21 protein-coding genes, 2 tRNA genes and 1 pseudogene are annotated in these 20,858 nt (G+C 32.5%); 13 read left to right on the forward strand and 11 right to left on the reverse strand.

Annotated elements, in window-relative coordinates:
- From CF599_RS19960 to CF599_RS15955, 8 genes and pseudogenes are all read left to right on the forward strand, one after another.
- Positions 1–114: pseudogene (locus tag CF599_RS19960) on the forward strand (IS5/IS1182 family transposase); the annotation flags it as partial.
- 11 nt (positions 115–125) lie between these two features.
- Positions 126–569, forward strand: coding sequence for a hypothetical protein (locus CF599_RS15920; RefSeq protein ID WP_254050335.1), 444 nt, complete (start codon positions 126–128; stop codon positions 567–569).
- A gap of 333 nt (positions 570–902) precedes the next feature.
- Complete coding sequence (locus CF599_RS15925) at positions 903–1,856, forward strand: AbiH family protein (protein WP_158221792.1); 954 nt, start codon at positions 903–905, stop codon at positions 1,854–1,856.
- Between the two features lie 297 nt (positions 1,857–2,153).
- The gene (locus tag CF599_RS15930; protein WP_121966999.1) at positions 2,154–3,380 is read left to right on the forward strand and encodes a site-specific integrase; all 1,227 of its coding nucleotides are present in this window, start codon (positions 2,154–2,156) and stop codon (positions 3,378–3,380) included.
- Positions 3,377–3,679, forward strand: coding sequence for a hypothetical protein (locus CF599_RS15935; protein ID WP_121966969.1), 303 nt, complete (start codon positions 3,377–3,379; stop codon positions 3,677–3,679). Before CF599_RS15930 ends, CF599_RS15935 begins: the two co-directional genes overlap by 4 nt.
- A gap of 960 nt (positions 3,680–4,639) precedes the next feature.
- Positions 4,640–5,167 (forward strand): hypothetical protein, encoded by a 528-nt coding sequence (locus CF599_RS15945; RefSeq protein ID WP_121966971.1) that lies wholly within the window; start codon positions 4,640–4,642, stop codon positions 5,165–5,167.
- Between the two features lie 20 nt (positions 5,168–5,187).
- Complete coding sequence (locus tag CF599_RS15950; protein WP_121966972.1) at positions 5,188–5,607, forward strand: helix-turn-helix transcriptional regulator; 420 nt, start codon at positions 5,188–5,190, stop codon at positions 5,605–5,607.
- Positions 5,607–6,095, forward strand: a complete 489-nt coding sequence (locus CF599_RS15955; RefSeq protein ID WP_121966973.1) for a hypothetical protein — start codon at positions 5,607–5,609, stop codon at positions 6,093–6,095. The genes CF599_RS15950 and CF599_RS15955 overlap by 1 nt, the downstream gene beginning before the upstream one ends.
- Before the next feature lie 84 nt (positions 6,096–6,179).
- Here CF599_RS15955 and CF599_RS15960 read toward each other — a convergent pair whose 3' ends face one another.
- From CF599_RS15960 to mce, 11 genes are all read right to left on the reverse strand, one after another.
- The gene (locus CF599_RS15960; protein WP_121966974.1) at positions 6,180–6,650 is read right to left on the reverse strand and encodes a JAB domain-containing protein; all 471 of its coding nucleotides are present in this window, start codon (positions 6,648–6,650) and stop codon (positions 6,180–6,182) included.
- A 176-nt stretch (positions 6,651–6,826) separates the two neighbouring features.
- On the reverse strand, positions 6,827–7,348 hold the full coding sequence (locus CF599_RS15965; RefSeq protein WP_121966975.1) for a hypothetical protein: 522 nt from the start codon (positions 7,346–7,348) through the stop codon (positions 6,827–6,829).
- 4 nt (positions 7,349–7,352) lie between these two features.
- Positions 7,353–8,267, reverse strand: a complete 915-nt coding sequence (locus tag CF599_RS15970; RefSeq protein WP_121966976.1) for a relaxase/mobilization nuclease domain-containing protein — start codon at positions 8,265–8,267, stop codon at positions 7,353–7,355.
- Between the two features lies 1 nt (position 8,268).
- Positions 8,269–8,568 carry a mobilization protein gene (locus tag CF599_RS15975; protein ID WP_121966977.1) on the reverse strand — a complete coding sequence of 100 codons (300 nt, stop codon included), beginning with the start codon at positions 8,566–8,568 and terminating at the stop codon, positions 8,269–8,271.
- A gap of 98 nt (positions 8,569–8,666) precedes the next feature.
- Positions 8,667–9,575, reverse strand: coding sequence for a toprim domain-containing protein (locus CF599_RS15980; protein ID WP_121966978.1), 909 nt, complete (start codon positions 9,573–9,575; stop codon positions 8,667–8,669).
- Between the two features lie 193 nt (positions 9,576–9,768).
- The gene (locus CF599_RS15985; RefSeq protein WP_121966979.1) at positions 9,769–11,010 is read right to left on the reverse strand and encodes a DUF5906 domain-containing protein; all 1,242 of its coding nucleotides are present in this window, start codon (positions 11,008–11,010) and stop codon (positions 9,769–9,771) included.
- A 99-nt stretch (positions 11,011–11,109) separates the two neighbouring features.
- A complete protein-coding gene (locus CF599_RS15990; RefSeq protein WP_121966980.1) occupies positions 11,110–11,397 on the reverse strand; it encodes an AlpA family transcriptional regulator in 288 nt (95 codons plus the stop codon).
- 92 nt (positions 11,398–11,489) lie between these two features.
- The gene (locus CF599_RS15995) at positions 11,490–12,125 is read right to left on the reverse strand and encodes a hypothetical protein (RefSeq protein WP_254050336.1); all 636 of its coding nucleotides are present in this window, start codon (positions 12,123–12,125) and stop codon (positions 11,490–11,492) included.
- A 525-nt stretch (positions 12,126–12,650) separates the two neighbouring features.
- A tRNA-Ile gene (locus CF599_RS16000) sits at positions 12,651–12,724 on the reverse strand.
- A gap of 23 nt (positions 12,725–12,747) precedes the next feature.
- Positions 12,748–12,824, reverse strand: a tRNA-Ile gene (locus CF599_RS16005).
- A gap of 69 nt (positions 12,825–12,893) precedes the next feature.
- Entirely contained in the window at positions 12,894–13,295 is a 402-nt protein-coding gene (gene mce, locus CF599_RS16010) for a methylmalonyl-CoA epimerase (protein ID WP_121966982.1), read from the reverse strand.
- A 70-nt stretch (positions 13,296–13,365) separates the two neighbouring features.
- Here mce and rbfA point away from each other — a divergent pair, with 70 nt between their 5' ends.
- The 5 genes from rbfA to CF599_RS16035 all read left to right on the forward strand — a co-directional run bounded on the left by rbfA (position 13,366) and on the right by CF599_RS16035 (position 20,858).
- Complete coding sequence (gene rbfA, locus CF599_RS16015; protein ID WP_121966983.1) at positions 13,366–13,758, forward strand: 30S ribosome-binding factor RbfA; 393 nt, start codon at positions 13,366–13,368, stop codon at positions 13,756–13,758.
- Position 13,759: 1 nt separating this feature from the next.
- Complete coding sequence (locus tag CF599_RS16020; RefSeq protein WP_121966984.1) at positions 13,760–14,965, forward strand: FtsX-like permease family protein; 1,206 nt, start codon at positions 13,760–13,762, stop codon at positions 14,963–14,965.
- A gap of 506 nt (positions 14,966–15,471) precedes the next feature.
- Complete coding sequence (locus CF599_RS16025) at positions 15,472–17,997, forward strand: tetratricopeptide repeat protein (RefSeq protein ID WP_121967000.1); 2,526 nt, start codon at positions 15,472–15,474, stop codon at positions 17,995–17,997.
- Positions 17,997–19,775, forward strand: coding sequence for an HSP90 family protein (locus tag CF599_RS16030; RefSeq protein WP_121966985.1), 1,779 nt, complete (start codon positions 17,997–17,999; stop codon positions 19,773–19,775). Before CF599_RS16025 ends, CF599_RS16030 begins: the two co-directional genes overlap by 1 nt.
- A gap of 3 nt (positions 19,776–19,778) precedes the next feature.
- Positions 19,779–20,858, forward strand: a complete 1,080-nt coding sequence (locus tag CF599_RS16035; protein WP_254050337.1) for a hypothetical protein — start codon at positions 19,779–19,781, stop codon at positions 20,856–20,858.

Consider the following 20,858-nt stretch of genomic DNA (forward strand, 5'->3'; position numbering starts at 1 on the left):
CGTTCTTTACTCAATAGGTTTGACACCACACTTTCTAGTTGGATGGCGTGGAATTTTATGGCTTTTATTGTTATAGGACTAAAGAAATTTCAGAAAACTAAAAAGTCAAGATGACTTCATATAGTATGAGAAGATTTATAGTTTTTTTGATATTCGTTCTTTCTGTAGGAAGTATGCAAGCGCAGTCTGTTATTAAACAACCGATTATGATAGATATTAGTGAGAAGGGATTGGGTGAGTTTAAAGCAATGAACTCTAGTGATGTATGGCACTTTAGTCATCAAAAGGGAGATAAGATAGATGTCTATGAGTTTACCTCAGTACGTGAGGTACTTATACCTCCTGCTATGCAGATGATGCAAATACTTACGGTTAAGGAGTTTGATGAGTTTATACTTAAGGATTATCACAGTAAATTTAAGGAGCCTATCGTGTTTAATATTGGTAGAATGCACGCAGAAAATATGGTGTTTAAGAAACTGTATCTAAAGGTAGTATCTAGTGGTCAAGCTAAGTATTACGAGGTGACTTTTAATCATTCTAGTGTTATACAGTGTTATAGAGGATAGTTGGAGTGGGTTTTTATGTGTGTATTCTTAGTTAATTAAAAAGCGTGGAACTAAGGTCATGTCCTTATCAGAGGTTTGCGACAACCCAAAAGACTTAGCCCACTCTAATATAAGGCACGGGCGTAAGTCTATCGAATAATTGGGTGTCATGAAGATTCCTAGTTTTCAGTAACCAATACGATAGCTTACGCTTGTTTGTAATATTTTCAAGTGCAAAGGGAGTCAAATTTCAAAAGAATGCAAGTGTCTTAATTTGTCATTATAAGGATGTTGTTTTAATTCCTTTTAACTTATTTTAATTATAAGTATTTTTGAATTCTAATAAATTGCATAGTGAATATATTACACATTTTAGGAAATGGATTTGATTTAAATCTTGGATTAAAGACTAGTTATAGCGATTTCTACAGTTACTATCAAGAGATAGGTAATACAGATCCAGTAATAATTAAATTAAAAGAAGAGATCGATTTAGATAGTAATAATTGGTCTGATTTAGAAATTGCACTTGGTAGATACTCTATTAAATGGAGTAAAGAAGATTTTGAAAAAGTTTATGAAGATTTAGTTGATAATTTGTGTAATTATTTAGAGAAGGAAATAGAATTTTTTAATGAAAGTAATTTTGATCATGATAAGATGTTTCGTTATCTGTCTTTTTCTGAGGATTATTTGGATCAGAAAGACATGCTGGACATTAAAGAGTTTAAAAAGGAAAGAAATGAGAATGAGAAAATAGATGTTATTACTTTAAATTATACTAATACTTTGGAAAATATATTGGTGAGATATAAAAATGGGGGATATAATATCAGTAAAGAAAGGGTTGTGTATTATTTAGGAGAAATAAAGCATATACATGGTTATACTGACGAAAGAGTTATATTGGGTGTGAATGATATTACTCAGATTTCGAATATAGAATTTCATCATGATTTAGAAATTGAGGATATGTTTATTAAGCATGATGCGAATTCTAATCAGAGACATAATATTGATACAGAATGTTATAATCTAATAGGGAAAGCAGATTTAATTTATATTTTTGGTAGTTCATTAGGTCAAACAGATAAATATATTTGGAAACTTTTAGGCGAGAGAATAAAAGAGGGAGCTAAAGTTGTAATTTTTAATAGTGGAAGAGGTATAAATTTTAGACATGGTCATCATAAAATTAGAAATAGGAAAGAAACAGTAAAGAAGTTTATGGAGTTGTCTGGTACTAGTGAGGAGTTTGCGAAGAATATTTACGTAGGAATAAAGACAGGTATGTTTAATTTTAAGTAAACTTAACTCGAAAAACTATGGTTGAGGTGTAAAAGGCAGTCCCCTAACCAATTCCCTAAAAAAAAATAAACCCCTCACTACCAAGGTAATGAGGGGTTCTTTTGTGGTCCCACCTGGGCTCGAACCAGGGACTTACTGATTATGAGCCGGAGAAATGAATGTTGTATTTAATTGCATTATATTTCAAAGTCATTGAATTTTAATTAGTTATAGATTTTTTAAAATATTTTTGTTTCATCTATTTGCACAATAAGTACTTATTTGTTGTACGTATGTTGTACTTTAAAATTATTTATGATGAAAACGAGTTTAAAAATTGTATTAAAAAAGACAAAATTAAGTGATGGAACTTACCCAATTAATCTTAGAGTTACTATTAATAGGAGGTCTAAATTCTACAAAACACCTTACAGTACTGCACCTAAATTTTGGAATGCAAAAGTGGGAGAATTTACCTCTAAGTTCGCGAATTTTTTACAAGCCAATAGAATACTAAGTACGCTCAAACAAGATGCGTCAAAAGTATTGGACTTGATGATTGAACAAGAAAAAGAATTTACACTTGAAGTATTTGATTCTCTACTTCGACCAGAGAAGGTTGAGATTGTAAAATTTGTTGCTTTTTTTCAAAATAGGATTGAGCAATTCAAGGAAGCAGGTCAAGTTAGTTCAGCAAGTTCATATAATGATTCGTTAAAGGCTTTAAAACGTTTTAAGCCAGGGGTGATTAAATATGAGTTTACACAAATTGATTATTCTTTTTTAGTAGCCTTTGAAGCAGACTTAAGATCAAGAGGATGTACAAATGGAGGAATAGGTATATATATGCGTAATATACGTGCTATTTATAATTCTGCTATTAAATCAAAAATAGCATCTTTGGAGAATTATCCATTTAGAGATTATGTGATTTCTAAGTTAAAATCAACCAAGATAAAAAAAGCGCTTACAAAAGAAGAGTTACAGCTGCTACTTGATTATGACTTTTCAGAAAATACTGAAGGAGCTAAGGTGTTGTACACCTATTTATTTAGTTTCTTTTGTAGAGGAATGAACTTTACTGATATCGCTGAATTAAAATGGGATGATATAAACTCTAATCGCTTTAGTTATATTCGAAATAAAACAGGCGTTGCTATTAATGTAAAGATACCAGAGAATAAAGATTTAGATACTATTCTGAACTATTTTAGAATCTATAGGCCATTTGATACAGATTACATTTTTTCAATCCTGGATAAAGATATAAGACTATATACTAAAGAAGAACTAAGAGCACGAAAAAGTAGTGTTAGAGATTATTATAATAAGCAATTAGATATAATCGCAAAGGAATGCGGGATTAAAACAAAGATTACATTTTATACAGCTCGTCATACTTTCGCTACTCTATCATTAAAAAAAGGGGTAAACTTATACATGCTTAAACAGGCCTTTGGACATCAATCTATTAAAACTACTGAAGCTTATGTAGAGGATTTTAATAGAGATGAGCTTGATCAGGCATTTGAGAATTTGTTTTGATATATAATGAGGGGCTTGCAAATAATATAAAAGGGACTTTGTTTGAATTCGTTATTGGTCATATTCATTCTGTAGTTAGCAATAATTGTATTGAGTTAGGTAGAGAGATTTATGAAAACAACGGAAAACACGAAATAGATGTATTGGCAATTTATAGTGACAAAGTGGTTTTCGCTGAATGCAAAGCAACAAATTCAGCTACATTATTTGAAAAAATCGAGAAATGGAAAAATAAAAAAATACCAGCATTTCGAAAATGGGCTGAAAAACAAGAAACTTGGGAAAAAAATGGAACTTGAATATTAGTCTACTAATGGTTATGATGCTGATGCAGAATCATTATTAAGATATATTTCTGAAAGTGCAAAAAATTTTAAAATTTCATATTATTCAGGTTCTGATATTAGATAAAAAGTTAAAAGAAGCAGTTTGTAATTTCTTCCTAAAAACTGATTTATAAGAAATTTATCATACAACGTAAGCTTATAATAACGATAGTTTTAGGCTGACACCTAGAAATTAGATTGTAGATTCCAATGAAATTGATTATGATGGTCTTGTAGAGATAGTTCATGATCCCATTGATGATTTATCTACTATTGAAGCTAAGTTATATTTTAAAGGCTGGTAATTAAAAAATGAAGAATTATTGTTATAACTATTTGTTTATTGTGCTATTGCTGATTATTTTAACGTAGAAGTAAAAACTATTAGGTATAAAGGGATTGACTTAGTTGATTCGTCGAAGGAGCCTTTTTCTTTGTGTCCTATTTTAGTTAAGAAGCGGATTGATGTAATAGTTAAAGAATTAGGTAAAAATAAAAACATCAATATTGAAGTGGAATATGAGTTAAGAATGAATTATATGCAAAGTTCATTGACACCAATGCTGAAATTTGTTGCTAGAAAAGACTACTTATTTCCTTTGCTAAAAAAGAGAGTTATTTCAAAATATCCTAATTTGAATGAGGATAATATATCTATAAAAATTAGGTTGGTTAAGTTTTGTCAATCTTTAGAACTCAAAGATATTAATAAGTCAATCATGTAATTATGAAAGATTTTTGACATTATATATTTGTGATAGTTTTTTAGAGGGCGATTAAAACTGTGTAATGGATAATGTGAACTTAAGGAATTGAATAACACGTTGTAAAACTTATAATAAAAATATTATAAGAAAAGTAACTGAGTTATCTCAATTTGATTATATTTGTATTGAAATTCACTTATAAGTGAATCTGTTTTAATCAAAAGTAATGAGTAATTTTACTATAGAAGAATGGTATAAAGGAGAAAAATGTACTATCTATACTGTATTGTATGATGGATCGGAGCTGGGTTTGGCAGATTTGTTTTTCGAAAAATATCTACAAGATTTAAATGAAACTATAAAAGAATCAGGGCTAATGTTGCTTACTTTTATAACAAATGATATAGCCAAACGACATAGTGCTTTGGAAACTTTTTTTCGAGAAGAGAGGGAAGCAATTGCTTTACCAGGTAAAAGAACTGATATAGTAATAAAAGAAATTTTTTTTCCAGTAGGAGCAGAATTATTTCCATTACGATTATATTGTTATCGAGTAAATAATAATATTTTAATTTTATTTAATGGAGGTATAAAAACAGATTTTACAGCACAAGATAGTCCGGATCTTTCTGTGAAATTTCAAGAATCGCAAATTATTTCAAAAAAAATACAACAAGCGATTAATGATGGGGACATACTTGTGTCCAAAAATGAATTGCTAAATTATAGTGGCGATTCAAGTATTTATTTATAAAATAGATAAAAAAATTAATTATGAGAAGCAAATTTGTACAAGAAGCCTTAGCTAATATCCCCAAGGAACTAGTTGATTATACTTCATTATGTACTGATATGTTAGTTCGTATCAATGAGGCTATTGAAGAGAAAAAAATAACTCAGAAAGAACTAGCTTCAAAACTTGGAAAAACACCTTCGGAGGTTTCTAAATGGTTACATGGAGAACATAATTTTACTCTTAAATCAATTTGTAAATTACAAGTTGCTTTAGGTGTTAAATTATTAGAGGTACCTACAAGTATTAAAATTAAAGAAGTTGAAAATAAGAATAGTTCAACAGTATATAATGATGATAATACAAGTCTTGTAGTTGTATATTCTACAGGTAAGAAAATAGTATCAAAAAAACCAAATAGACCTTTCGATTGGAATAATGATTTAAAATATGTATCATAATGAAAAACGTAAATTTTATTCCTGAAGAATTAACGATGCTTGCTTTTAAGAATACTAAAAGCAATATATCAGAATATGATTTATCACATATCGAGGGTATTCATGAAAAGATTGAATCATTAGAAGTTGAATTTGAATTAGAAATTAATGTGAAAGTTGGTTTCAATATCAAAAAGAAAAGTTCTAAAGTAGATGTGTGTTTAAATATAGATAAAAGATTAGAAAATAGCGAAATTAGAACTGCAAATGCAGAGTTGATTTTTACATTTATTTATCATATAGAGAATTTTGAAGATTTATATTCGATTGAAAAAGAGAATGATACGGATTCGTATGTAATAGAAAAAGTTTTAAGAGATAATTTGGCAGCAATATCTTTTTCTACAGTAAGGGGAATACTATTAAATCAACTTAATAATGGAGAATTTGAAGGATTTATTTTGCCAATAATTGATATAACAAAACATATTAATAAAGAAGAGAACTAAAGTTCTCTTTTTTTATTGTCATACTTAAAGAATAAAGATTTAAAGTTGTAAAAATATCTTTACAATTTCAAATAACAAAGACACCTATAAGGTGCCTTCATCTGCAAAAGAGTAGTAACTCTCCTCGGTTATAATTAAATGATCTAAAAGAGTAATATCAAGTATCTTACTTGCTTCTTTAATCTTTCTTGTAATTTGTCTATCAGCATCACTCGGCACTAATGACCCAGACGGATGATTATGTACAAGTAAAAATCCTACTGCATTAGCTTTTAAAAGAGCTGAGAAGATGATTCTTAAATCTACTATTGTACCTGTTATTCCTCCCGAAGAAGCATCTAATACTCCAAGTACTTTATTATTGTTTGAAAGCATAAGTACTTTAAACTGTTCTAATAATTCAATCTTATTAATATCCCAAGCTGTTAGTGCTACTTGATATGCGCTGTAAGAAGATGTAATGTGTGGTCTTTGCGAAGCCTTTACTTTTGATTTGTAAATTAATTCTACTTCTGATGCGATAAGCCAATCTGTTTTTAAAACTGTAGTTTCCATAATATTAAATTTTTAAATTAATTATGGAGCCACAATTGGTAATGGCTTAGCAAGCGCAAGAAACGGGCGCAATAAAGCGAAGACTTTAGTCAAGCATTTATGGGGGTTTTCTTGCTAGTGAACCGCGAGGCATTGCCTAACTTCGTGTAACTATTAATAAAAAATAAAACTAAAAATCAATGTGCTATAAGGGCTTTTTTTGTGTTGTTTTCAGAAGTGATTTTCCACTTCTTATACACCTCAAAATTCTTAGGATTCTCTTTAAAGAACTGATCCAGATGATTTAATTCAAGATCAAACCTCTTATTCTCTTCTATTAGCTGATTATAATCATAGTTATCTATTGATTTACCTATAGCAATGTACATTGATAATCCACTTGTGAGTAGAAGAAAAACATTAAGAGCAATTAAGTAAAGCATTTTCTTGTTGCTAATAGCGTTATAGATTTTTAAAAGCTCCTCTTTATTATCTACAAGCTTAGATTGAAATGTAGTGAAATCATTTTGCAGTCTTTCTCTATTTTCAGTTTCAAGATTACGAAGCTCAGATAGGTTTACTTTTACTTCGAAGCTGTTTATTCTGTTTGAAAGCTCCGTTTGCTGAGCGATATTCTGCTTCATTGTTTCTTGCAAGTAAACTACTTGTTTAAAGAGTAGCTCAGTGAGTTCTGTAAGTGTTGGTTGATGCTTTGCCATAATATTATCTTCTTATTGTTCGTTTTTTCTTCTTGTTGTGATCCTGTATATAATCATTGTACATCGACTGATGAGCATTGAGAAAACTAAACAGGCTTGCTGTATTGGTATTCCAATTCTCAAATGAAATCGGCTTGTTTTGTTCTTTGAACAGAACAACGTGAAACAAATCATCACTTCGTTTAGGTGTGTTATTTTCAAACAGTTCATTTAGTTTTAGATTGCGATCAACTTCACTTGCTTTTAGGTTTGTTTCAGTGGGTAAATGAATAAATCGATACCCTTGAATATTCCCTTGCTTGTTTATGCTTGGCTTAACCTCTATTTGATGTATTCTCATCATATCAATGTACTGCTGTAAACTTTTAGGGTGTTCCTTTAAAACAAGGTAATGCGCTTCTTTAATCAATGCAGCTACTTGTTTATGATTAGCCTTCATTTGTTCTTTCTTGTTTTCGTTTTCTTGTCTTATAGAAGCCCAACCATATTTTAAAGCTATTTCATGAGCAATGCGTTGCGCTTGAAATCCAATATAATTATCCTTTAACGCTTTTCCGTTTTCATCAATGCGGTTAGCTAGTATGTGAATGTGTTTATGCTCTTTTTCTGTGTGAACAAAAGCGATGTATTGCGCATTTTTAGGATCTAACTTTAAACCAACTAAGAAATCATTGACAAGATTGTTCAAATCTTGGTCTGTCATTTTCTTACTGTCTTCAATAGTAGGAGAAATAACAACGGAGATTGTATTGTTTTTACAGCGTGAGTTTTGATTTTGCAGAATCTGCATGGTTTGAAACATATCTTTCGGAGTTTCCCCCGAAAGATTGTTTCTAACAAGCTCATAGCCTTTGTTTGGGTTAATTACATAATTAAACAGAGCTGTTCCTCCAATACACGTTTTTGCTTTAGCTATCATATTACTTTAGTTTTTGAAGATGGGCTCTAATAAGATTTGCGGTTTCAACGGTAGTTTCTTTCACTCCAGTAGTATCACCAAGTTTAAAAAGGTTGCCAATTCTTCTAAAGTTATCAGCAAACTTGTTCAGTAGTTTGTAAACCTCAATCTCATCTTGGGTTAGTTTATAACTTATAGAATACCCCAAAGCTGTACTGCGTAAATATTCAGAAATGCTACAGCCAATTTTCTCTGCTTTGTTTTTTATAAGCAGAGATTCTGTTAGGGTAACTCTAAATTCTATTTTGTGTTCTCTATTCATCGTCTTACCAATTTTGCGACCTTCGGGAGAAAAACGAATGGTCTTTGTTCCGATTCAAATTTTCAATTTGTAAGGACAAAGACACATCTCGATAATTCTTACGTCAGTCCATTGCGGTTAATACTAAGTAAATAATCATTGAGATCTTTGTAATCTTGATAGCTCACTCTCGCATCTTTTGTAATTAATGGAAATACAGTAAGTAATTTATCCGTCGCTTTATCTCCAGCTTTGTCATTATCTAAACAAGTAATAATGGTCTTGTATTTTGACTCAAACGTCACTTCGTTATCTCCAGCTTTGTACAAATAATTGTTTGGTGGTTTTATCAGTGTGCTATCTAATGTAGAAACTGAGTTTAAAATGATGTAGTCAAACCTGTATTCCAAATCGGGCTTTAGGGTAAGAAAAGACAAGAAGTCTATAAAGGCTTCAAATAGAAGTACAGTAGTTGAACCATTGTTTATATAGGAAAGGGATTTAGAACCTAAGCATATTTGGACATACTTGTTTCTTAGTTCTACTCCGTCAAGTTCATTTTGAAAACCTATTGCGTAATACGCTTTATCTCCAATAGTATAATGTACTTCTTTGCAATACTTCTGAGCTGTTTTAAGGCATAGACCTCGCTGTTTGATATAATGTATCAAGTATTTATTTCTAAGAGGTCTAATAGCTGTAATATCATAGTCTTTTCTTTTTTCACAAGTATCTATCTTAGAAGGCGGCTGGTGAAAAGAAAAGGAATTACTAGCTAATATTTTAAGAGCTTCTTTTGCATCGCACTTGTAATACAATATTACAAAGTCTAGTGCATTGCCTTTATATGTGCTGTCCCCAAAATCATAGAAAACATTTTTAATTAAACTTACGTGAAATGAGGGAGTGTTCTCTGTTCTAAAAGGAGAATAGTACCAGGCTTCTTTGTTATTGATTTTAGCTTGTCTTATTCCTAGATTATCTAAAATAGAAATAAGAGATATGTTTTTTGCTTCTTGATAGGTCATAATTATTGTTTTTAGGTGTAAGTGGTTGATATTTAGTTTTTAATGTAATATCTCTATCTCATTTACTTATCATCTGTGCATCTGCGTTAGTTTATCTCTTTATGAGAATACCGTTTTAGATGATTACAGATGAGTCATAGATGACAAACAGTTGATACTGTATAATATTTATAAATAGATGATATTCTATCTATTACAATGATTTCTCATCTGTCATCTGATTGATGAGCGTGTTTTTTAAAATTCTGTAGTATTTACCCTTGTGAATAATTCGTTTTAAAGTATTGTCCTCTATTTTGATACGCTCATAATTATTTGAATTAGTTGATCGTATAGAGGCAATGTTTTCAAGTATAGTCTGTATCTCTCGCATTGGGATATTATGTCCTCTATTGTAATAGTTTAGAAGAGCATTAATATCAGATGGAGTAGTGTCTATCTCATCAATATCAAATTCATTAAAAATGATATCAAGTATGTCAAGAACCAGGTTCTTGTTCTGAAGGTCTAAATCGTTCTTTAGTTTGTAGAGTGCTTCTGTATGTATTAATTCAGGAGTAAACCACATTCGTGTTTTCTTTTCAGTAGAGAACGGAACTCTATAAAGATAGTTTAAAAAAGTAGGAACCTCATTAATAAGCTTTGTGTAGAACTCACTGCTTCTGTTTTTAATCACAGGTACTTTAATAACCCAAAACCTTGTTTCTTCTTTATCAATCTTTAGAAAGTTATGCTCGTGATTACTAGTCATAATTATCTTAAGAAAAGATTTCTGTTCAACTTTTTCTTGACCTTTGTATTCGATAGATTGATACATTGCTGTTGAGATGTATTTAATAGCTTCAACGGTATCTTTGTTGTCCGATTTTACTTCTTCAATTAACAAGAGAAGCTTACTATCCATTTCACTATTGAATTTTTCAGTAAAAGCATTGGCCTTGATAAAAACAGCGTTCTTATCAAAGATTTCTTTTATCCAGTTTAGAAACGTAGTTTTTCCTGTTTCACGATTTCTTGATACAAGTACTATGATAGGTAATATTTGTTCAGGGTAGAACAGCAATATTTTGAAGTAATCTATTCCAAGTAAGTATTGATTTCCAAAAATGTGATGTAGAAAATAATAGGTAACAGGCATCTGTTCTCTTAGAGAATCTAAAGAGAATGCAGTTGTTGTATCAATGTCGTATAGAATAGGAGAGTAGGAATTAAAGTAATCTCCTATAAAATGTGAGTAGTTAATGTGACTGGGTTCACATTTATATCCAAAGAATTTAGGTAACTCTTTGATCATGTCTTTTCCAAAGTCAGTGATAATTTCTGACTTTTTCCATAGTTTACGCTCGACAATGATTTCTTTGCCGTTTACGTTCTTCTTTCTTATCGCATAGTAATCTGTTCCTATTCGAATGTATTCTGTTGCAGTTGTAGTCATATCAAACAATTTTCAGAAAGAAGTAGTTATATTCACTACTCTTTTCTTTGAGTTATAGAAATAGTTAATTGAGCATTGATAGCCCTACTATCAATGCTTTTATCTTTTTAACTGTTTTGAAAATTGTGATAGTACTTCTTCGTCTGTAAAGACTTTGTACTTTTTAATCCACTCAATTATTTCAAGGCGATCAAAGAATAGTGTGCCATTGGTTGGTTTGTGATGAGGGATTAAATTCTTAGAAGTTAACTTGTGAATAGTACTGTCTGAAAAACCAGTATATGCCATTAGATCCTTAATAGTAAAGATCTCTTTCTGAAACTGATTACCTTTTGTAATCATTAGCTTAATCTCGTTAAGCTCTTGGATGATTTTTAGCGTTGTCATAATAAATGTTTTTTGAATTATGACGCTAAACTATTTGAATGAAGCTATCTGAAACGGGTATTTGTCAGCGAACTGACATTTAATTTAAGGTTTTAGAATGTTTTTTTAGATAACTGACTTTTTACGTTTTCTAAGATTTTAGCATAAGTTTCTTTATGCGCATTTGTAATTAGTTTTCTTCCCTTTTTATTTATAGAATCATAGTTAATAGGCGTGTAATTATCTGCTGTTGCATATTGAAAGTAACGACAGCTTTTTTTAAGTGTGGTTTTATGCAGCGTAAATAATTGAACAAATGGAATAAAGAACGATTCCAAAAACATTGCACAATGTTGGGATTGAAGTTCTAATTTAATAAATGGTTCAGCGTTATCCATTTCTTTGTTAATGCAAGATGTTATCGCTCTTTTAAAATCTTCAACCGTTGTATCATCATTAATGATTTCTTTTTTTAATTGATATAAAGTTTCATTAATGATAGTGTCATGTGTGCTACTGAAAGTAAACACATTATCCTTATTCTGCTTTTTTTCTTTTTCAATAGGAACAGTGTTGATTGTAATTATCTTTTCAACAGGAAGTGTTAGTAGATATTCTGTAGATCCTTCAAATGATTTAAAAGACTGTCTGTATATCAAGTTTAGATGACTGATTAAGAAAATGTTTTGTCCTTTAAGAAAGTTAATCGATGCGGTCAATAATAGTACTGAGTAAATTAATGCGCTCAAAGGTAAAAGTATATACCACTTAGATAAGTTATAGAAATATGGTAAAAGAGCTAACGATACAATCAATGATAATATTGGTAGTAGTGGTGCAATTATGTAAGTGAACTTCTTAGATAAAGTAATCGATCTAAATTTATCTAACTTCTGATGAAAGAAAAAAAACGGAGTTTCAATTAAAGTATTCATAGTGTATTGTTATTAGTTAAGATTTGAAATATAACTAAATGCAATATAATGAAGCGTTTCAATGTTAAAAGGAGGATGGCATTTACAGTCTCTCTTTGGCTGTTACTTAAGATTAAGAACATCTTCTCTTTTAATTTTTAAGCTTTCTTCGAAGAAAGCTAATATTTTTAAACTTATAATTCTGTTGGATAGGTAGATAAGAGCAAAAGAATGAAAACTTTACTATCTTTATAGGGTAAAACAAATTGTTGTACTTTTGTTGTACTGATGAAAAAAAAGGTGAAAAAAGGGCAAAAAAAAAGCACCTATTTTACAATAGATGCTTCTCTGAAATTTTAGTGGTCCCACCTGGGCTCGAACCAGGGACTTACTGATTATGAGTCAGTTACTCTAACCAGCTGAGTTATAGGACCGCTCCTATGAGCGTAAAATTTCGTGGTGGTCCCACCTGGGCTCGAACCAGGGACTTGCTGATTATGAGTCAGCTACTCTAACCAGCTGAGTTATAGGACCAGTTAAATCGTGTTTAACGGGTGCAATATTATGGTATTTTATTGGTACTTGCAAGAGAATCGCAAGAAATTATTTAATTTCTTGACACAATTCTATTAGTACTCCATTCGTGCTTTTAGGGTGTAAGAAGGCAACTAATTTATTATCAGCACCTTTTTTAGGAGTTTCATTTAATATAGTGAATCCTTCAGCCGTTAATCTTTTTATCTCAGCCTCGATATCTTCTACGTCAAAAGCAATATGATGTATGCCCTCGCCTTTCTTTTCGATGAACTTTGCTATTGGGCTATCAGGGTTAGTCGCTTCTAAAAGTTCTATTTTATTAGGGCCATTCATGAAGAAAGAAGTTTTTACTCCCTCGCTTTCTACAGCTTCTTCTTTATAAGCAGGGGTTCCAAATAACTTTTCGAATAAAGAGTTAGAGGCTTCAAGGTCTTTAACAGCGATACCGATGTGTTCTATTTTGCGCATTTCTTAGTGTTTTTTGGTTGTGTAACAAAGATAAAAAAGTTTACTATTTAAAAAATTGTATTTTTGCACTATGGAAACTAATAGACAAAAGAAGATGGGAGCCCTATTGCAAAAAGATATCGTAGATATCTTGCAAGGAGAGGTGCGCAAGAACGGGATAACTAACCTAGTTATTTCGGTTTCTAAAGTGAATATTACTAGTGATTTATCAGTAGCAAGAGTGTACTTAAGTATATTCCCTATCAATAAAGGAGAAGAACTACTTAAAGGTATTAAATCAAATGCTCCAATTATTAAACACGAATTATCACAACGAGTAAAACACCAGATGAGAAAGGTGCCAGACTTGATGTTTTTCGTAGATGACAGTTTAGAGTATATCGATCAAATCGACCAAGCGCTTAAATGTGAGGAGAACCCGATCATTAATCGTGAGTTATTAGAAAAGAGAAAGAAAAAATAGATTGAAGTTTTCCTTATACATAGCCAAGCGTTATGCCTTCAGCAAGAGTAAAAGCAAGGCGATTAACGTTATTACAGCAATAGCCTCTGTGGGTATTGTAGTTAGTGCTATGGCCATGTTTATCGTGTTATCGGTATTCAGTGGGTTAAAGGATTACAGTCTTTCTTTCGTCGATGATTTAGATCCAGATTTAAAAGTTTTTACCCCTAAGGGTAAAAGCTTTGTAGTCGAGGATAGGCAAATCCTAGACCTAGAAGAATCAGGTTACTTTAAGGGAGTAGCGAAGGTGGTGGAAGACCGCCTTCTATTCACATTTAAAGATAAACAAGCTGTATCTACTATTAAAGGAATTGACTCTGACTTTACGAATGTTACTGACTTTGATGAGAAGATCGAGTATGGTAATTGGTTGGAGCCGGATACAGATGAAGCTGTGGTAGGTATAGGTATGTCATATTTACTGTCGATGGGGCTTTTTGATACGGAGAATCTCTTCGAAGCTGTGGCGCTTAAGCCTGGTAAAGGAGCAATAGAAAATCCTGAGGAAGCATTTATTAAGAAGCATTTATGGCCTACGGGAGTCTATGTGCTAGGTAATGATGATCTAGATAATAAATATGTGTTTGTCGATATCGATAACGCACGTGAACTACTGAATGTGCCTCTTAATGAGGTGACTAATATCGAGCTAGCTATAGCAGATGGTGTGTCTGAAAGTACAGCAGTTCAGAAAATTAAAGATGTACTAGGTGATCAGTATATCATAAAAAATAAAACACAGTTAAACGATGGGCTTTACCGTATGCTTAATATGGAGAACTTAGTCGTTTATTTAATATTCGTATTAGTAGTGATTATGGCGTTGTTTACATTAGTAGGGGCAATGATTATGATTATTTTAGAGAAACAGCCGAATATTAAAACACTGAACCAAATCGGTGTTCCTGTAAACGATCTTCGCAAGATATTCTTATTCCAAGGAATGATTATCTGTATAGTAGGTAGTCTTATTGGATTAATACTTGGAGTAGCTTTTGTATCGTTACAAGTTGCTTTCGGGTTTATCTCTATCCGTGAAGGTCTAGCTTACCCGGTCTCTTTTAATTGGGTGAATATAATAGTCGTATTTAGCTCTATAGTAGTGTTAGGACTATTAGCATCCCTTATTTCTTCTTCTAGGGTAAATACTAATTATTTAAAGTTATAGGTACAACAGTATTGTTGTCTCTAATTCATTTCTTTCTTATCTGTTACTATCTAATTGTAGTATAGTGTTTTGTTGTTTTTAAACACAAAATACTGAAGTATTAGTTGTGAACTCTTTTCTATCTAAGATAAGTGCCCATAGCTTGCCCAATTAGTGAAGTATAGTTGCTGAAATTGCCTATTCTAGGGAGAATTGTGCTCATATTCAGCAAGAATTGGGAAGGGAGACTAATAATGTAATCTGAATCAGTAGAATTAGTTCACATATTACGAGGTTGTATTTGGGCTTTAATTCACTAAATGTGAGTTGTTTATTTGGTTCACTTTTTTCTATTATTTTTAACTATAAAGTAGGTTTTTTTGAAATATTCTTAGTATTTTAATTAACTAAATGAGGAAGGTGGTGATTTGATTTAAGAATATCTTATCAATATTGTTATTTGCCATTTCCTTACATTTGTGTTTAATCGAACAAAAACTAAAAGTAAGATTGTTAAAAAGATAGTTATGAAACAATTCAATCAAGAATATTTAAGTTATGTAAGTGAGTTTGCTAATGACAGTAAGTCTATTACAGAACATGCAGAAGAGTTTATAAATAAAAATGACTATAGCGATCCTCATCAGTGGTATAGAGCACATGCTGTATGTATGTTAGCTGAACAGATAGGGAAGAATAACGAAATCATAGAGAGTTTATATAATCAACTTAATGAAGATTCTAACTGTATGCACAGTAGTATGAGCTTAAATGATCAAGACTATGAAGCGTGGTTTACTGATGTTAGAGCATTGAATGAAATCTTTATTGAACGTGGATATGCTGCAGCATATGCTTATCAATATGAATTATTTATTAATTCAAGATACGGATTTAGAGATGAGGACAGAGCGACTAAGTTCTTAAATATAGGACTAGCTCTAGGAGATGAGTTATGTAAATGTTATGCAGGGTATGCAATGTACTATGGTACTAATGGATATGAGAAAAATGAAGAAGAAGCTATAAAACTAATAGAATCTGCATCACATGGTAAGAGAGCTAAAATTGCTAATCTATTCTTGCTTAATATAGAATTTAGAAGCTGTGGGTCTGCAGAAGAAGGAAAGGCTGTATTAACGAAGTATGATGATCTGATTAATAACCAAAAACGCGGTTTATATATATTAGCAGATTACTATCTAAGAGAAGATGATAATGAGAAAGCAGAAGCAGCATTAAAAGATGGAATAGCTAATAATAGTGCTTACAGTAAATATCTATTAGGAATGATGGCATGTAATGGTCGCTTTGAAGGACTGGGATATACAGAAGAGCAAGGAAGAGAATTACTTGCTGATGCTTACGATTATGGTATCGCACATGCGGGATACATATTAGGATATTCTTATTTCTACCCGCGTACTGAGGGATTAGAACCTAATGACAACAAGGGTATTGAAATGTTTGATAACGCAATTTCGTATTACTCTAATGAAGCTACTTTAGAACTTGCAATTATCTATTTATACAATACAGATCATAAAGATATCGCTAAGGGGATAAGTTTATTAGACAGAGGTATCGAGTATGGATATGATAAAGCAATGTCTGAGAAAGGTTTTATCTTATTAGATTCTGAAGAAGTAGAGCGAAATGTAGTAGAGGCTAAGTCTTTATTAGAACAAGCAATGGCATTAGGTAATGACTATGCTCCTTATCGATTAGGATTAGGATATCAGAATGCAGAGTTCGAAGAGGAGTCTGACTATGAGAAAGCATTGTATTTATTTGAACTTGCGGCTGAGCGTAATAATGCTTCAGGTGTTGAGGTTGCAGGACGTTACTATCGCTTTGGGTATGCAGGAGAACCTAATTTAGAAAAGGCGATCATGTATTATGAGAAAGGTATTGAATACTTTAACTCTAACTACTGTAAAGTGGAGATGGCGATGTTATTAGAGCGTGGTGAAGGTGTAGAGCAAGATGTACCTGCAGCAGTGACTCTGTATGAAGAGGCTTTAAATGATGGGTATATTTATGCGGCTATTCGCTTAGGAATGATCTATGAGGATGGTACATTAGGAGAAGCAGATTATGATAAAGCTAGATCTTATATAGAGATAGCAGCAGAACAAGATATGTCTGAAGGAGTATATAACTTAGCTCGTTTTTATAAATATGGAGTTGGTGGAGATGTAAACTTACAGAAGTCATTTGAGTTGTTTAGTAAAGCGCTTGAGTTAGGTTTTGTAGATGCTAATGTAGATATCGCTTTGTTTTATGAAGAAGGAATAGATGGTGGAGAACCGGACTATGAAAAAGCCTTTGAGTATATGATGCAAGGTGCTGAAGCAGGATTTAATTATGCTCAGTATAAAATAGGAGTGTATTATTCTTATGGATACTTAGCTGAAACAGATGCTCTAAAAGGAAAAGAATGGTTTGAGAAATCTGTAGAGAATGGATCGCCTTTAGGAATGCTTTCTCTTGGAGATTATTATTTATATGGATATGGAGAAGAGAAGGAGTATGATAAGGCATTTGAATATTATACGATGGCAGAAGAGAGAAACTACGTGTCTGAGGGATTAGGTATCTGTTACCAATTCGGATTAGGGGTAGAGACAGATGATATTAAGGCGTTTCATTATTATAAGCTAGCAGCAGATAGACAGTATGATTCAGCTATATTCCGTTTAGGATTATGTTATTTCTATGGCAATGGTACGGAAAGAGATTTAGTAGAGGCTTTCTTCTATTTAAAACAAGTAGCCGATAGAGGTAATATGGAGGCTGTAGGATATGTAGGGGCGATGTTAGTAAAAGGAGAAGGTACAGAGAAGGATGCTGAGTATGGAGTAAGTTATTTATTACAAGCTGCTGAAGCAGGTTTAGATATGGCTCAATATGAATTAGCAAACTGCTATTTAAAAGGGGAAGGAGTTCCTCAAAGTGATGAGTCAGCAATGCAGTGGTATCAGCAGGCAGCTGAAAATGGAAATGAAGATGCACAAAAGCTAGTAGGAGGTCCTCGTAAAAGAAGAAGATAATGGAAAATCAGAAACAATACCAGTTTCAAGTTAATATGAAGGGAATGATAGAGTTGTTGTCAGAGCATATTTATAGCTCACCAACAGTATTCGTCAGAGAACTTCTACAAAACGGAATGGATGCCGTAACGGTTCGCAAAGGAATTGACGAAAGCTTCAAAGGAAAAATAGATATTACATTCGAGGGTGAACGCCTTATCTTTAAAGATAATGGTGTGGGACTTACGCAGGACGATGTTCACCAGTTTCTATCTGTAATCGGGCAGAGTTCTAAACGCGGTGAATTAGCTGACAAAGATTTGATCGGTAAGTTCGGTATAGGCTTGTTATCTTGTCTAGTGGTGAGTGAAGCTATCGTAGTGGAATCTAGATCACTGTATAAAGATGAATCTGTAAGGTGGACAGGTAGGGCAGATGGTACTTATGATGTAGAGATAATACCTCTACTAGATGAGGTCGGTACTAAAGTAATCTTAGATGCTAAGAAGGCTTGGCGTAGTTTATTTAAGCGTGATGAAGTAAAGCAGAATGTGTTGTTTTATGGAAGTGCATTACCAATCGAAGTCAACTTAATAGAGAACGGAGTGGTAGAACAATGCTTAGATGGCAATCCTGTTTGGTTAGATACTAATAGCTCGAAAGAAGAGTTATTGGCGTATGGTAAGGATGTGTTTAAGACTAAGTTCTTAGACGCATTTAGGCTTTATTCTGAGGCAGGTGAGATACAGGGGGTAGCTTATATTATCCCTAATAAGGTAAATACTACAGCAACTAAGGAACACAAGATATTCTTGAAGAAGATGTATTTATGTGATCAGGCGACTAATCTATTGCCTGAGTGGACTTCTTTTGTGCGTTGTATATTTAACTCTAATGGGTTACAACCTACGGCTTCTCGTGAGTCACTGATGAACAACACTGTTCTTCAGGAAGCAAAGAAAGAATTAAGCGAATGTTTTAAAGATTACTTAAAGACATTGTCTATTACTAATCCAGAAGTGTTAGAGCAGATTATCAGTATTCATCATATGTTTATTAAAGCATTAGCAGCTTCTGATAATGAGATTATGACGATGTTCGAAGACTATTTGCCATTTGAGACCAATCACGGTATGATGGCATTCGGTGAGATTAAGAGTTCATATAAGAATATATACTATACACCATCTTTAGATGATTATAGACAGATACGTCGTATCGCAGGTTCTCAGAATAAGTTAGTGATAAATGCTGCTTATAGCTATGAGACGGATCTAATCGAGAAGTTAAAGCGATCTCATACAGAGTTGAGTTTAGAGCGTATTGCTCCTAATGATATTTTAGAAGAGTTTGAAGATGCGATAGATGATAGTCAGCGTATCGATAGTTTTATAGAGAAGGCTAATAAAATACTGAAGAGAAACTTCTGTAGAGCTGAGGTGAAGAGGTTTGAACCTAAGGATACCACAGCTATTTATATAGCGAATGAGGATGCATTGACTTCTAAGAATATTCAGAGTTTATCTCAGACAGCTAACCCATTCGCAAGCACATTACAACACTTTAAGAAGAAAGAGGAAGTAATGCCTACACTGTGTTTTAACCAACAGAGTGAGTTAGTAGAGAAGGTGATGCTAATAGATGATGAAGAGTTATTTGAAGCCTTGATTAATGTTGTATATGTACAGGCGCTGATGTTAGGTGGATATACAATCAATAAGAAAGAAATGGATATTTTTAATGATGCACTATATCAGTTTATGATATTAGGGATGTCTAATTTCTTACCTAAGTTTTAATAGATGATGTACCGTTTAGAAATACAAAGGTTACTGTTACAAATCGACGAGAATATAGAGGATGCGGAGTTATGTATGAGTCTAATCCGTCAAGGTATACAGATAGCTGATAAGAATAATGATTTAGAGTGGGGAGTAGATTTAAGATATAGTTTGATACACGAAGAGCGCGCTACATCTAGTTGTGGTGAGAGTGTAATGGCTTTTGCTTGGATATTAAATCTGTGTGATCAATACCCTGAGCGATTTGATGAATCAGAGTTTTTATTAGAATACGAATGGATGTTATGCTCTGCCTATAGTAATGCCGCTCTTTCTACAGAACAAATTCAAGCTATTGCAGATGATTTGTACTTGAGATTAGATAGAAATCAGATTACTAAAAGAGGATATTACTTCACTATGGCGGAGTATGTGCAGAATTTAGGTGATTATGTAAAAGGAGAGGAGTATATCAAACTTGCGATGCAGGAACCTTTTGACGAGGAGAATGTAGAGATTATGGAGTATGATTATCGCATCGAAAATCTAGTCTTAATGAAGAGATTTGATGAGGCGATTACTTTAATGGAGCAAGTAGAGCTTAAGAAATTAAAGAACTTTTCGTTGCCTTTTGAGACCTATTGTGCGATGGGGTATTGTATGGCTAAAGCTAATGATGCTAGAGCGCAGATCTATTTAGATAAAGCGAAGGCTTCATTTGAAACTTTAAAGGAAGTTAATAGTTCAATGCTTTATAGTATGGTTCGCTTTATGTATACGATGTATGCGTTAGAGGATGAGTTGCTTTGGGAGACCTTTGAACGCATTGCTGATTGGGAAATAGGAGCAGAGGATGATTTGCACTTTATGTTGACTAGGCACGCTGCTATCATCTGCTCAAAAGACAAGACAAAAGAACTTGCCTTATCACCTAGAGTGCCGTATTACGAGCCTACAGGTGTTTATGATATGAGTAAGTTGTTTACCTATTTTGACAAGCAAGCAACAGAGCTCGGACATAGATTCGATGAGCGAAATGGTAGTGATTTTTGCTCAAGAAAGTACATAGAATTAAAAGTTATGAATGGTATAAAAGTATAG

Origin of the sequence: Myroides sp. N17-2 (assembly GCF_002286775.1) — a bacterium.
GTDB lineage: Bacteria > Bacteroidota > Bacteroidia > Flavobacteriales > Flavobacteriaceae > Flavobacterium.

What these genes read in the sequence shown, in the direction of transcription:
- CF599_RS15920 (WP_254050335.1), top strand. Translation starts at nt 126, where the DNA reads ATGAGAAGATTTATAGTTTTTTTGATATTCGTTCTTTCTGTAGGAAGT.
- CF599_RS15930 (WP_121966999.1), top strand. Translation starts at nt 2,154, where the DNA reads ATGAAAACGAGTTTAAAAATTGTATTAAAAAAGACAAAATTAAGTGAT.
- CF599_RS15945 (WP_121966971.1), top strand. Translation starts at nt 4,640, where the DNA reads ATGAGTAATTTTACTATAGAAGAATGGTATAAAGGAGAAAAATGTACT.
- CF599_RS15950 (WP_121966972.1), top strand. Translation starts at nt 5,188, where the DNA reads ATGAGAAGCAAATTTGTACAAGAAGCCTTAGCTAATATCCCCAAGGAA.
- CF599_RS15955 (WP_121966973.1), top strand. Translation starts at nt 5,607, where the DNA reads ATGAAAAACGTAAATTTTATTCCTGAAGAATTAACGATGCTTGCTTTT.
- CF599_RS15960 (WP_121966974.1), bottom strand. Translation starts at nt 6,650, where the DNA reads ATGGAAACTACAGTTTTAAAAACAGATTGGCTTATCGCATCAGAAGTA.
- CF599_RS15965 (WP_121966975.1), bottom strand. Translation starts at nt 7,348, where the DNA reads ATGGCAAAGCATCAACCAACACTTACAGAACTCACTGAGCTACTCTTT.
- CF599_RS15970 (WP_121966976.1), bottom strand. Translation starts at nt 8,267, where the DNA reads ATGATAGCTAAAGCAAAAACGTGTATTGGAGGAACAGCTCTGTTTAAT.
- CF599_RS15975 (WP_121966977.1), bottom strand. Translation starts at nt 8,568, where the DNA reads ATGAATAGAGAACACAAAATAGAATTTAGAGTTACCCTAACAGAATCT.
- CF599_RS15980 (WP_121966978.1), bottom strand. Translation starts at nt 9,575, where the DNA reads ATGACCTATCAAGAAGCAAAAAACATATCTCTTATTTCTATTTTAGAT.
- CF599_RS15985 (WP_121966979.1), bottom strand. Translation starts at nt 11,010, where the DNA reads ATGACTACAACTGCAACAGAATACATTCGAATAGGAACAGATTACTAT.
- CF599_RS15990 (WP_121966980.1), bottom strand. Translation starts at nt 11,397, where the DNA reads ATGACAACGCTAAAAATCATCCAAGAGCTTAACGAGATTAAGCTAATG.
- mce (WP_121966982.1), bottom strand. Translation starts at nt 13,295, where the DNA reads ATGCGCAAAATAGAACACATCGGTATCGCTGTTAAAGACCTTGAAGCC.
- rbfA (WP_121966983.1), top strand. Translation starts at nt 13,366, where the DNA reads ATGGAAACTAATAGACAAAAGAAGATGGGAGCCCTATTGCAAAAAGAT.
- CF599_RS16025 (WP_121967000.1), top strand. Translation starts at nt 15,472, where the DNA reads ATGAAACAATTCAATCAAGAATATTTAAGTTATGTAAGTGAGTTTGCT.
- CF599_RS16030 (WP_121966985.1), top strand. Translation starts at nt 17,997, where the DNA reads ATGGAAAATCAGAAACAATACCAGTTTCAAGTTAATATGAAGGGAATG.
- CF599_RS16035 (WP_254050337.1), top strand. Translation starts at nt 19,779, where the DNA reads ATGATGTACCGTTTAGAAATACAAAGGTTACTGTTACAAATCGACGAG.